Origin of the sequence: Candidatus Macondimonas diazotrophica (assembly GCF_004684205.1) — a bacterium.
Lineage (GTDB): Bacteria > Pseudomonadota > Gammaproteobacteria > UBA5335 > UBA5335 > Macondimonas > Macondimonas diazotrophica.
This window is the reverse complement of sequence record NZ_SRIO01000020.1, coordinates 1-12,500: the sequence shown is the minus strand read 5'-3', so window position 1 is coordinate 12,500 and position 12,500 is coordinate 1. Positions and strand designations below refer to the sequence as shown.

At 60.5% G+C, this 12,500-nt stretch carries 12 protein-coding genes and 2 rRNA genes (1 of these 14 running past the window's edge); 7 read left to right on the top strand and 7 right to left on the bottom strand.

What is annotated here, in order from left to right:
- The 3 genes from E4680_RS12025 to can all read left to right on the top strand — a co-directional run.
- A 23S ribosomal RNA gene (locus tag E4680_RS12025) occupies window positions 1-1,163 on the top strand; it begins 1,715 nt to the left of the window's first position.
- A gap of 84 nt (window positions 1,164-1,247) precedes the next feature.
- Window positions 1,248-1,363: ribosomal RNA gene (rrf, locus tag E4680_RS12020) — 5S ribosomal RNA — on the top strand.
- A 137-nt stretch (window positions 1,364-1,500) separates the two neighbouring features.
- On the top strand, window positions 1,501-2,145 hold the full coding sequence (gene can, locus E4680_RS12015) for a carbonate dehydratase (protein ID WP_135282664.1): 645 nt from the start codon (window positions 1,501-1,503) through the stop codon (window positions 2,143-2,145).
- A 9-nt stretch (window positions 2,146-2,154) separates the two neighbouring features.
- Here the strand turns inward: can and E4680_RS12010 are convergent, their stop codons facing one another.
- From E4680_RS12010 to E4680_RS12000, 3 genes are read right to left on the bottom strand one after another with little or no spacing between them, the layout of a single operon-like run.
- Window positions 2,155-3,732, bottom strand: coding sequence for a bifunctional GNAT family N-acetyltransferase/carbon-nitrogen hydrolase family protein (locus tag E4680_RS12010; protein ID WP_135282663.1), 1,578 nt, complete (start codon window positions 3,730-3,732; stop codon window positions 2,155-2,157).
- A 19-nt stretch (window positions 3,733-3,751) separates the two neighbouring features.
- Window positions 3,752-4,720, bottom strand: a complete 969-nt coding sequence (locus tag E4680_RS12005) for a D-Ala-D-Ala carboxypeptidase family metallohydrolase (RefSeq protein ID WP_135282662.1) — start codon at window positions 4,718-4,720, stop codon at window positions 3,752-3,754.
- Window positions 4,717-6,561 carry a L,D-transpeptidase family protein gene (locus tag E4680_RS12000; protein WP_135282661.1) on the bottom strand — a complete coding sequence of 615 codons (1,845 nt, stop codon included), beginning with the start codon at window positions 6,559-6,561 and terminating at the stop codon, window positions 4,717-4,719. The genes E4680_RS12005 and E4680_RS12000 overlap by 4 nt, the downstream gene beginning before the upstream one ends.
- A 105-nt stretch (window positions 6,562-6,666) precedes the next feature.
- On the opposite strand from E4680_RS12000, the gene E4680_RS11995 reads away from it, so the two are divergent.
- The 4 genes from E4680_RS11995 (at window position 6,667) to E4680_RS11980 (ending at window position 9,336) form a co-directional block, all read left to right on the top strand.
- A complete protein-coding gene (locus E4680_RS11995) occupies window positions 6,667-6,960 on the top strand; it encodes a hypothetical protein (RefSeq protein WP_135282660.1) in 294 nt (97 codons plus the stop codon).
- Window positions 6,961-7,800 (top strand): sulfotransferase family protein, encoded by an 840-nt coding sequence (locus E4680_RS11990; RefSeq protein ID WP_135282659.1) that lies wholly within the window; start codon window positions 6,961-6,963, stop codon window positions 7,798-7,800. It begins immediately after the preceding gene.
- 38 nt (window positions 7,801-7,838) lie between these two features.
- A complete protein-coding gene (locus E4680_RS14100; protein ID WP_167792496.1) occupies window positions 7,839-8,300 on the top strand; it encodes an SRPBCC family protein in 462 nt (153 codons plus the stop codon).
- Between the two features lie 229 nt (window positions 8,301-8,529).
- Window positions 8,530-9,336, top strand: coding sequence for a hypothetical protein (locus tag E4680_RS11980; RefSeq protein WP_135282657.1), 807 nt, complete (start codon window positions 8,530-8,532; stop codon window positions 9,334-9,336).
- Between the two features lie 144 nt (window positions 9,337-9,480).
- Here the strand turns inward: E4680_RS11980 and E4680_RS11975 are convergent, their stop codons facing one another.
- The 4 genes from E4680_RS11975 to E4680_RS11960 all read right to left on the bottom strand — a co-directional run.
- The gene (locus E4680_RS11975) at window positions 9,481-9,987 is read right to left on the bottom strand and encodes a dihydrofolate reductase (RefSeq protein WP_135282656.1); all 507 of its coding nucleotides are present in this window, start codon (window positions 9,985-9,987) and stop codon (window positions 9,481-9,483) included.
- Entirely contained in the window at window positions 9,984-10,778 is a 795-nt protein-coding gene (locus E4680_RS11970; RefSeq protein WP_135282655.1) for a thymidylate synthase, read from the bottom strand. Before E4680_RS11970 ends, E4680_RS11975 begins: the two co-directional genes overlap by 4 nt.
- Window positions 10,778-11,596: a prolipoprotein diacylglyceryl transferase gene (lgt, locus tag E4680_RS11965; RefSeq protein ID WP_135282681.1), complete on the bottom strand. Its 819-nt coding sequence runs from the start codon at window positions 11,594-11,596 to the stop codon at window positions 10,778-10,780. Before lgt ends, E4680_RS11970 begins: the two co-directional genes overlap by 1 nt.
- A 189-nt stretch (window positions 11,597-11,785) precedes the next feature.
- Window positions 11,786-12,500: NAD-dependent epimerase/dehydratase family protein (locus tag E4680_RS11960; protein ID WP_135282654.1), on the bottom strand; the 715-nt coding region annotated here is incomplete at its 5' end.

Below are 12,500 nucleotides of genomic sequence, written 5' to 3'. Positions count from 1 at the left end.
GGAAAGGGGTTGCAGTGACCAGGCCGCTGCGACTGTTTATCAAAAACACAGCACTCTGCAAACACGAAAGTGGACGTATAGGGTGTGACGCCTGCCCGGTGCCGGAAGGTTAATTGATGGGGTCAGCGAAAGCGAAGCTCTTGATCGAAGCCCCGGTAAACGGCGGCCGTAACTATAACGGTCCTAAGGTAGCGAAATTCCTTGTCGGGTAAGTTCCGACCTGCACGAATGGCGTAACGATGGCGGCGCTGTCTCCAACCGAGACTCAGTGAAGTTGAAATCGCTGTGAAGATGCAGCGTACCCGCGGCAAGACGGAAAGACCCCGTGAACCTTTACTATAGCTTTGCACTGAATTTTGAACCTGCTTGTGTAGGATAGGTGGGAGGCTTTGAAGCGCAGACGCCAGTTTGCGTGGAGCCAACCTTGAAATACCACCCTGGCATGTTTGGAGTTCTAACCTAGGCCCGTTATCCGGGCTGGAGACAGTGCATGGTGGGTAGTTTGACTGGGGCGGTCTCCTCCCAAAGAGTAACGGAGGAGCGCGAAGGTACCCTCAGCGCGGTCGGAAATCGCGCAATGAGTGCAAAGGCATAAGGGTGCTTGACTGCAAGACGGACAGGTCGAGCAGGTGCGAAAGCAGGTCTTAGTGATCCGGTGGTTCTGTATGGAAGGGCCATCGCTCAACGGATAAAAGGTACTCCGGGGATAACAGGCTGATTCCTCCCAAGAGTCCACATCGACGGAGGAGTTTGGCACCTCGATGTCGGCTCATCGCATCCTGGGGCTGTAGCAGGTCCCAAGGGTATGGCTGTTCGCCATTTAAAGCGGTACGCGAGCTGGGTTCAGAACGTCGTGAGACAGTTCGGTCCCTATCTGCCGTGGGCGTTGGAAACTTGAAGGGAGCTGCTCCTAGTACGAGAGGACCGGAGTGGACGTACCCCTGGTGTTCCGGTTGTCACGCCAGTGGCACTGCCGGGTAGCTATGTACGGACGGGATAACCGCTGAAAGCATCTAAGCGGGAAGCCCACCCTAAGATAAGGTTTCCCTGGGCCTTTAAGGTCCCTGAAGGGTCGTCGGAGACTACGACGTTGATAGGCCGGGTGTGGAAGCGCAGTAATGTGTGAAGCTAACCGGTACTAATTACCCGTGAGGCTTGACCATATAACACCCAAGCGGTCTTTTTCATGACACATCCTGTGGTCACATTCCGATTTTTGCCCTTTCAATGAAAGGGTAGCCAGTTTGCCTGGCGGCAATAGCGAGCGTGAACCACCCGATCCCATTCCGAACTCGGAAGTGAAACCGCTCAGCGCCGATGGTAGTGTGGGGTTTCCCCATGTGAGAGTAGGTCACTGCCAGGCTCCTATCAGAAAACCCCGGCCCATATGGGCCGGGGTTTTTTTTGGGTGATTGTTTTTTGCCGGGCGCCAGCTGCATAGAATGCACATTCAAGTTTGCGCTATTCTAGGCCACGGAACATCAAGGAAAGGCAGCGTTCATGAGCAATGTCTCTCGACTATTCAAGAATAACCAAGCCTGGTCTGCCGATATCGTGGCTCACGATCCCGCATTTTTCGAGAGCCTCTCCCAGATTCAGACGCCAGAATTCTTATGGATTGGCTGTTCCGATTCACGGGTGCCCGCCAACGAGATTACGGGCCTGAAACCCGGTGAAGTTTTTGTGCACCGTAACGTGGCGAACGTTGTGGCGCATGGCGACTTGAACTGCCTTGCGGTGGTTCAGTTCGCGGTGGACGTTCTGAAGGTTCGTGACGTGCTCATCGTTGGGCACTATGGTTGCGGCGGTGTCAAGGCGGCCCTTGAAGATTTAAGGCTGGGATTAGTCGACAACTGGCTCCGGCACATCCATGATGTGAAGCTCAAGCATAGCGACCTACTGATGTCGATTCCCGATGAGAAAGCGCGGTTCGATCGTCTCTGTGAGCTCAATGCCATCGAGCAGGCACGACACCTGTGTCAGACGACGGTGATTCAGGATGCCTGGGCGCGTGAGCAGCCTTTGACCGTGCATAGCTGGATTTATGGTTTGACCGACGGAATCATCCATGACCTCGGCTACTCAGTGTCCGATCCTGAAGCGGTCGACGCGCGATACGAATCGGTGATCCGAGGCGGAATCTGACTCAAGCGCTCAGCGGCGGCCGAGCCATTCAATCCGATAGAGATGGCGTTTTCTATCGCGATAGTTCTGCACCGAGCCCTCATACCGCAAGGTTTCCAGCTTGGTCAGATCGACATCGACGATGAGCGCCATCTCAGTGTTCGGGGTGCTTTCGGCCATGATGGCATCATGGGGGAACGCAAAGTCGCTCGGTGAGAATATGGCGGACTCGGCGTATTGAATGTCGAGATTATCCACCTGGGGAAGGTTGCCGACGCTCCCGGCAATCGCCACGTAACATTCGTTTTCGATGGCGCGGGCCTGGGCGCAACGTTTGACTCGGAGGTATCCGTTCTTGGTGTCGGTCCAGAACGGGACGAACAGGATTTGCATCTGCTGATCTGCCAAGAGCCTGGCGAGCTCCGGGAACTCCACGTCATAGCAGATCAGTATGCCGATCTTCCCCGCATCGGTTTCGAAGACCCGCAATTGGTCACCACCGCGCATCACCCACGCGCGCTGCTCATAGGGCGTCGGGTGGACTTTGTACTGCGCATCGATCGTGCCATCGCGCCGGCATAGATAGGCGACGTTGTACAAAATGCCTTCTTCATAAAGCGGCATGCTGCCCGCAATGATGTTGATGTTATAGCTCATCGCCAAGCGCGAGATTTCATCGCGCAGCTGCTCCGTATAGCTCGCCAGATGACGCATTCCGGACAAGGGCGGCTCGGGCGGTGCAAGCCCCATGAGCGGCGCGTTGAAAAACTCCGGGAAAAGCGCAAAATCCGATTGATAGTCCGACAGCGCGTCGATGAAGAATTCCATCTGCTGGATCAGTTCTTCGACGGAGTTGATCCAACGCATTTGCCACTGCAGCACACCGATACGCACGCGATCCTTGCGCTGATTGAATCCCGGTTGCGGTTTGGGCTCATAGTAGATGTTGGTCCACTCAAGCAGCGTGGCATACCCTCGAGAGGCTTCGTCTTCGGGCAGGTAGTTGCGCAATACCCGCTTGACCTGAAATTCATTGGAAAGCTGAAAAGAGAGGATGGGGTCGTAGAGCTCGCGGTGCTGAACGCGTTCAATGTATTCGGGTGGCGACATCTGTTCTGCGTACGCGGCGTAGCCGGGAATTCGCCCTCCCGCCACGATAGCCCGCAAGTTCAGGTGACGGCAAAGCGCCTTGCGAGCCTGATAGAGTCGCCGGCCCAGGCGCATATCCCGAAAACGGGGATCGACGAATACGTCCACGCCATACAGGACGTCGCCGTCCGGATCGTGAGTGGTGAGATAGGCATTGCCGGTAATCTGATCGTAGGTGTGCTGATCCCCGAACTTGTCGTAATCCACGATCACCGAGAACGCCGCAGCAACCACTCGACCGTTGTCCTCGATGCAAATCTGACCTTCGGGGAACGTCGCGATCTGCGAGTAATACTTGTCACGCGGCCATGCCCCTCCGAAGTCGGCATAGACCTGATCCATGAGGGACTGGATGTCTTCGTAGTCGTCCCGCGACAGATTTCGCAGTTTGAGGTGATGCTCCGGAAGTGTGGAGTCACCCCGCGAGGGGACGGTTGATTCGTGTTCGGAGTTTTCCATAGGAGCCTGTAGCCGTGCCTTACCAGCGAACCTTGAAACCGCGACTGTCGATATGGACAAAGGGGCCATGATGCGAATTGGCCTTATACTGACCCACGCCCCCGATCAGATGGGTGTGGGCTGACTCGAGGTCATCGACCCGTTCGACCAGCCACCGGGCATCGCCCATATCGACCCGGCCATCCCGGTTCAGATCATCCATTTCTCCGTCACCGTCACGGTCGATAAACACATCAGCAGCATCGCCCCACAAGTGGCGGCTATATGTGGTTTCATTGCCGATTCGGCGATTGTAGGCCGGAGTACGATATCCGCTCATCACTTCGAAGCTGTTCGCTGCCACGCCGCTGGCGTTTACTTCCTCGAGTACCCCTTCAAGCTTAAGGGGCAGGGCGCTGCGCATGACCATGTACTTCGGTCCGCGCGCGTCCTCCTTACACAAGAACTGGCCAATCCGGAAATGCGGTGAAACGGGGACATTGGCCAGGTCTGGCGTGACTTCGACAAAGCCTCTGGGCGGGCGGTATACGTCCAGATTGTTCAGGGGCGTTTCCGGATAATGACCGATGGGATAGCCGTTCAGGCTGCCATTGGCGGCGCGGCTGCGGGGATGCATGACAAAGACATTGAACTGCATCGTATCGTTGGTATTGAGGCTCTTGAGGCGCAGCCGGTAGAGCCCGGGCGTTATTGGCGCCTTCCAAACCCAGGATCGCGTTTCGACGGCATCAAGCCGACCGCCTTCGGCCAATGCCGCCAAGCGTAACCCCGCCGCCGTTCCGGCAACCTCGATCGGAACGCTCTGTCCCGGCATCACGAATGTCGCCAGTTCGTTATAGGGATTGATAGTTTCGCCGAAAGCCGCGGTAAAACGCGCCCGACTGGCATCGAATGATGATTCCCGGATACTTCCCGAAACGGGACCTGTCACCAAGCAGGCCATGACACCGGCCAGCCAAACGATCTGTCGAATATAGTTCCCTGTCATGTTGCCTCTTCCCACGGCGTTCGCGCCAGATCACGCGCCAGCGCAGCGTCCTCATCGTAAATATCTTCCCTGAAATGGACGTTGTTACCTTGTGCATCCGCCCAGACCGTCCAGTACACGAACTGGATCGCTACCGGTTCGACCCGAATGCCGCGAGTCTTGCCAGCGCTGATGATCGCTTCCATCCGCTCCGGTGTCCATCCCGGCTCGTCTCCCATTACGAATTCGGCCAGAACCAGTGGATCTTCAACGCGAATACAACCGGAACTGAACATTCGCCGCGCACGATTGAACAGCTGCCTGGATGGCGTATCGTGCAGATAGATCTGCTCGTTGTTCGGGAACAGAAACTTGACGCGACCTAAGGCATTGCGTTTGCCGGGCGCCTGGCGGATGCCCAGGCCCGACGGGCGGGTGCCTGTGGCGATCATCTCTTCCAGTTCAGTGCGATCGATGGGGATCGATCCGGCCGCCGTACGTTGGTAAAGCGTCATGCCTTCATCTTCGAGAAAATTGGGGTCAGCCATGATCTTGGGCAGCAAGTCTTCCTTGACCAGGCGCGTGGGAACGGTCCAGGTCGGATTGAAGACCACGGTATTGATTTTCCCCTCCAACAGCGGCGTGGGCCGGTATTGACGGCCGACGATCACACGCGTTTGCCAGACCTTCTGGCCATCGTGCAGCGCGGCCAGTGTAAAAGCGGGTATGTTCACCCGAATCAGCCGACCATGCTCTTCGAGCACCGGCCAGCGTTGACGTTCCAGGTTCGCCCTCAGTTGATCGAGGCGGCGCGTGCGTGGGGTATTGAGCATCGCCAGGGTGGCCGGGCCCACGACGCCGTCGTCTTCCAGGCCCATATGCGTTTGAAATCGCATCACACGCTGAACCAACCCGGAATCATAGATCAACGGATCATCCGGCGAGATCTCCGCTGTCGGCGTCTCGGGAAGGGCGAATCGCTCCCATGCCGCGACACACTCGCGCAGCTGCGCCACACGGGGGTCACGCTCACCGGGCCGCAGCGACGCCGTCCCCACGGGGAATACGGGAAACTCCGGCATGCCCTCGAGACGCACCAACGCCGCCTGCAATCCGGCGTAGATCGCCGGATCGGCCGGGCGTGGCGTCAGATGCGACGCCACCTGATCATGATCCACCGCGACCGCGAGCAGAACGGAGAGCTGGGGCAGGGCGTTCATCAGCACGGCATCCAGTCCGGGCCGTCCCGGATAGGCACGTCCGGTATCGAGGTGAACACTCAAGGCGAAGAACGCATCGGTGGCCCACCATTCCAGCTGATTGCGCAGCCGCTCGGGCAGCGGGATGTTGGGTGCCGATTCAAGCCCTTCCCGCAGCACCGTGGCATGATAGTCGTCAGGATCAAGGCCGTGATCGCCCAGGGTTTCGAGAAACTGCACCAGGCTGAACAAGGCCGGGCGCGGCATTTCCGCATCGAACCAGATCGGCCGATTCTCGCGTTCGGCATAGAATTGCTGAACGGCGGATGCGCTCCAGAGCGGTTGCAATCCGATTGAATCGAGCGGGGCCATGACCGAGGCCGCAAGCGACGCCGCGTGGCAGAGGATGAACAGGGCGATGACTCTTCCGGCCCGGAACATGAACCGCTGCTGCCAGTCAGGCGCGCTTTCTGGCCAACGCGAGGCAGGCGGACGATTCGATTGGTCCAACATAGGCAAGGCGGGGATCCCACCGGCGTGACTCAGCATGATGATCATCCGAAGCAGATGGCCGGTACGGCCCATCAATGTGGCATCGGCAGTGTCGTTCAATCCTTGGGGGATGTCGAATCGTCGCGCCGGTCTGTTCAGGTGGACCTGCATTTTTTTATCATCTCGGAAGTGCAACAATCGCTTTACGTCACGATGTCTTCCTGATTGAAGTGCCGTGATGGCATTTGACTGCGCACGGCTGGCGGGAAAGTGACCATGACCGTATTTTATCTGGTATTCGAAGTTCGACCTTCACGATTGAATCACACGCATGTGGGCGGCGCCTATGTGCACTGCTGGATCCGGCGGGATTCCGACGATGCAATCGCCGATCATCTGGCCGCGCGATTGGAAGCGGAAGGCTGGGCGGTCGTTTCATGGTCCCAACCGGCGCCGGTCCAGCGCGAGGAGCTTCTCGCCGACGAGGATGCCCTCGAGGCCTTTGACATGGCTATGCGCGATGGCGAAGCGTTGCAACTTCACAGCTGGATCTTCGAGGGTGACGACTGAGTGTCTCGGCCGACCTTCCTGATCATCGGTGCCCAGAAAGCGGGCACAACCTGGCTGGCACACAATCTGGCCGAGCATCCACAAATCCACCTACCGGCCGAAGAGCTGCATTTTTTTGACAAGGCAGACCGATTCGCCCGCGGGCAGACCTGGTACGAGCGCCAGTTCGCGCCCGCGACCGGCGCGTGCCGGGTGGGGGAAAAGACGCCGGACTATCTGTGGAGCGAGGATTCGGGGGCGGAAGGCCACACCCCCGGCATCGCTGCGCGCATCCATGCCATGTATCCGGACATGAAGCTGATCTGTATCTTGCGCGATCCGGTGACGCGCGCCGTCTCCGCGGCGCGGCACCTGATCCAGACCGGCCGGGTTTCGCCCGCGATTTCCCTCGATGCGTTGCTGGTCGGGGAAGCGGCAGGGCTGGCCGAACCGCATGGGGTGCTGGATCAGGGGTTTTACGCCCGGCATTTGCGCGAGTATCAGCGGTATTTTTCGCCCGAACAGCTCTGTATCGTCTTTTATGAGGATGACTTGCAGGCCAATCCCCTGGCGACGCTACAGCAGATGTGCACGTTTCTCGCTGTCGATGCCGACCATGCCTTTGCGGATCGGGCGCGGCGAATCAACGCCCATGCCACGAGTCGCCTCGGACTTTCGCTCGGCCACGCCCTGCCGGCGCTCAGGCCCTGGATTCGCGCGGTGGATCGGCGTTGGCGGCGGTCCTATCGCCCGGCGGTGTCGGCGGCAACCGTCGCGCATCTGCGCGCGGTGTATGCGCCGGCCAATGCCGAACTGTTTGCGATGCTCGGGCGCTCGGCGACGCGTTGGCAGCCGACGTAGATCACGGCTCGGGACGGAGCTTCATCAAGGGAGCGGATGTGGAATTTTCCTGCGATATCGAGATCACGGCGAACGCCGAACAAATCTTCCCCTGGCTGGAAGAGCCTGAGCGGATGCAGCGCTGGGTTCACGGGTTGGAACATTCAGAGTACCTTTCGCCGGAAGCGCCGGTGGACATCGGGACGCGGTTTCGCCAGCGCATGCGCGAGATGGGCCGAACGGTGACCTATGAGGGGGAAGTCACCGAGCGTACGCCCCCGGGTTTGCTGGGCGTGGCGCTCGCCCATCGCCGGTTTCGCATGCAGATCCGCTACCAGCTGACTTCACGGGGACCCACCACGCATGTGACGTACGGTTTGCACTTGGAGGCGCTGGATAGTACGGTTGCGCGCATGGAACGAGCCTTGGGCTGGATGCTTGAGCGCGGCGCCCGCCAGCAACTGACCCGCCTCAAAGCGTGCGTGGAACAGGAAGCGGATCCGCCCGCGCCAACACGATGATCAAAAGCGGTCTATAGTGATGCGGTGGCATTCGGCCGCCTCGGTGACAAGGTCCGATCCAGTGCTGAGAGGGGAGCACGGCAGTGGAGCGGGGCCGGTACGGCCGGCAAGCCAGGGTTGATGAGTGAATAAGGCTTCGGTGGCACCATGTGTCCGTCACCGGGCCAGACAACGAACGCCCCAGGGATTGAGGGGTATGCACCATATGGGTATGAAGGAGATATCCGCAATGAGGCGAGGAATATTGAAGGGAACGATTGCGGCCTGTGCGCTGGCGCTCGCGGGTTGCGCGTCGGATACCCCACAGGTCAGCTATGAGGTGCCGGATCAAAAGGTACTGTCGGGGCAGCACAATCGGGTGGCCATGTTCACGATTGACGAGCCCGATGTATACGATGTCCGGATCTACAACTACCCAGGGCCGGATACCCCGGGCATTACCTTGCCCGGGCGGATCGTCGGAACCACCGTGACCGCCGCCGGGCGCGCGGCCGATACCGCGGGGCGAACCCTGGCGCTGAGCCAGGCGATCAATGAGTGGAACTTCAACGTTGGCCGAACATTGACCAACGAGGTGAAGGAACGGATCGAGGCGCATGGGTACACCGTGGAGGAGGTCCACACCGACAACCATCGCCACACCAGCGCGTATCGGAATCACAAATACCTGGGCACCTATCCGACCACCAGTCAGCCGGTCGACGCCTTCCTGCACGTTTATATCGAATTTGCGGGGTACACCGCGCCGACGCCGACTGAGCCCTACACACCGACGCTGGAAGTCTTCATGGACGTCGTCGATCCGGATTCCAAGGATCGGGTCTATGCGACCAGCCTGGTCTACGGCGGTCCTGTCCCGGTCAGTGACGCCAACAACATGCCGGCTGATCCGCAGTTCACGGTGCGGGACTTCGAATGGTTGTGCGCCGGTCCGAATGCCTGTGAAGAAAACCCTGCCGTGAAGGGGCTGCGCGCAGCGTCCAAGGGGGTGGCCGAATTGGTCGAGCGCCACCTTTTTGCGAAGAAAGGATCATAGGTATCCTCGTCTCGCATTGATCGAAAAGGCCCCGCAAGGGGTCTTTTCTTTTGGGGGAGCCCGCTTAGCTATCGCGTTCGTCCGGAGCGGACGCCGGTGCATTTCGGCATCAGGCCGGGAGCTCAGGGGTTGACTGAAGCCGAGTCAGTCATCGACGCGCCGCTGCCAATGCTGGAAAGCCATGGCGTGCGGGTTTTTGGCATCGGCGGCATAGGCGGATTCGGAAACGAGGATCCAATCGATCGGCGTCAGCGGCGGGAAGAACGTGTCGGCGCTGACCTCGGTGTCCACCCGCGTGAGGAAAACCTCGTCAGCCAGCGGCAGGAAGGCGGCATAGACCTGCCCGCCACCAATCACCATCACCACATCGCCGTCCGCCACCGCCAGCGCGGCCGTTACGCTTTCCACGCGAGTGGCTCCGGCGAATTGTTTGACCGGATCGCGGGAGAGCACGAGGTTCTGCCGACCCGGCAAGGCGCGGCCGATCGCGGCGTAGGTCTTGGCGCCCATGACGATGGGGTGTCCCAGGGTCAACGCCTTGAAATGCGCCAGATCCGCCGGCAGATGCCAGGGGAGCTGATTGTCGCGCCCGATTCCACCGGCGCGGTCACAGGCAGCGACCAGACAGATGCGCGGCCGGCGCCCGGTCATACCGCCACCGGCGCCTTGATGGCCGGATGGTGCTGATAGTCGGCCAGTTCGATGTGCTCGAAACCGAACGCATCGATGTCGCGCACCGTGGGATCGAGGTGCAGCTTCGGCAAGGGATACGGCGTTCGCGTCAGCTGTTCGCGCACCTGTTCCAGATGATTGTCGTAGATGTGGCAATCCCCACCCGTCCAGATGAACTCCCCCGGCTCGAGCGCGGTCACCTGCGCGATGAGATGGGTCAGCAGCGCGTAGGAGGCGATGTTGAAGGGAACGCCCAGAAACAGATCCGCGCTGCGCTGATAGAGCTGGCAGGAGAGTCGCCCTGCGGCCACATGGAACTGGAACAGACAATGGCAGGGGGCCAGCGCCATATGCGGCAGCTCGGCCACGTTCCAGGCGCTCACGATGTGACGCCGTGAATCCGGATCGCCTCTGAGCTGCGCAATGAGCTGCGCGATCTGGTCGATCGTCTCGCCGTCCGGCGCCGGCCAGGCGCGCCATTGCCGGCCATAGACCGGGCCCAGCTCGCCGTGTTCATCCGCCCACTCGTCCCAGATGGAGACGCCGTGTGCGTTCAGATAGCGAATATTGGTTTCCCCGCGTAGAAACCACAGCAGTTCATAGACGACCGACTTGAAATGCACCCGCTTGGTCGTCACCAACGGAAAGCCGTCCTGCAGATCGAAACGCAGCTGATGGCCGAAAACCGACCGGGTGCCGGTACCCGTCCGGTCCGCCTTGGGCGTGCCGGTTTCAAGCACATGGCGCAATAGATCGAGGTAGCTGCGCATCAGCGCGTCACCTTCTGCATCGGCGTCGCCGAGACCGTCTGGCCATGGCGTCGGGCCCAGGCCAGCAGGTACAGCCCGAACAGGATCATCGGCACGCAGAGCAGCTGACCCATCGTGAACCAGCCGAAAGCGAGATAGCCGATGTGGGCATCCGGCTCGCGCACGCCCTCGACGGCAAAGCGGAAGATTCCATAGAGCAGCAGAAACAGTCCGGAAACCGCCCGGGTTGGTCGGGGTCGGCGCGAATACACCCACAGCACGGCAAACAGCACCATCCCTTCGAGCGCGGCTTCATAGAGCTGTGACGGATGGCGCGGCCAAGGGCCCGCCCCCGGAAACACCATGCCCCAGGGCAGGTCTGTCGGCCGTCCCCACAGCTCGCCATTGATGAAATTGCCGATGCGTCCGGCGCCGAGACCCAGCGGCACCAGAGGCGCCACGAAATCGGCCAGCCGCCAGAAGCCGCAGCCCAGGCGATTGCCGTACCAGATCATCACGGCGATCACCCCGAGCAGCCCACCGTGGAAGGACATGCCGCCCTCCCAGATGCGCAGGATGGACAGGGGATCGCCCAGGATGCGCGGCAGGTCGTAGAAGAATACGTAACCCAGGCGTCCCCCCAGGATCACACCCAGCGCGACGTAGGTGGTGAGGTCACCGACCTGTTCCGGTGTGAGCGGGGTGTCGGGGCGGCGCGCCCGATGGCGACCCAAGGCCCATCCCCCCAGAATACCGATCAGATAGGTCAGACCGTACCAGTGGATGGCAAGCGGCCCCAGTTGCAGGGCGACGGGATCGATGGCGGGATAGGTCAGCATGGCCGACATGGTACACCAGCCCCGATTGCAGGGCAGCAGGCGATTTTGGGGGTGTCGTTGCGTCGTGGAGCGCCAGGGGCGGCGTTGGCGCGGAGACCCTTTCGGCGTCATTACTGGCTAGGCAGCGCTTATGTCGGTCCAGGGCATTACGCGGGAAGCGACTGTTCCGCCGGCCACAACGCCTTTACCTCAAGCGAAATCCTCCGGTGCCTGGCGCTGCCAGTCGACGAGGGAACTGCGAAAGTCGAATCGGAAGGGGAAGCCAAGGGCTTTGAGGGTGCCCGGCACGATATGCGTCGGGCGCGCGGCCTTGCGCACCCGCACCGGATGGATGGGGCTGTTGCCGCCGAGGGCGGCATTGATCAGTCCGGCGGCGGGGACGAGCAGGGGAAGCGGCAGCGGCAATACCGGCGCGCGGCTGCCGAGATGCGTCTTGATGTGGCTGACCAGCGCGCCCAGTGGCTCGGTCGGGTCTTCCACGTAGTTATAGCGGAGAATCGGTTCAGGCCGATCCATCATGAAGGCGATGCTGTCCAGCAGGCCCTCGATGTAGCCGTAGGATTTGTGAATGTCGGGTGAGCCTGGATAGGCGAAATAGCCCCGCTTGATGGCGCGGACCATGCGCAGGATGTTGCCCGGGTCGCCCGGTCCGTAGATGACGCCGGGCCGGCAGATGACAAGGCGCCGCTCCGGGCCGGCCTGCAACCACTGCTCGTGGATCAGCTCCGCCGGATACTTCGAGCCGCCGTAAGGGGAAACGGGGCAGATCGGCGCGGTTTCATCGGTCGGTCCATCGGTCGGCCCGTAGACGGCGATGCTGCTCGTGAAATAGATATTGCGGCAATCCACTGCCTCGGCATAGGCCGTGACATTCCGCGCGCCGGCCAGATTGGTCTCGAAGTAC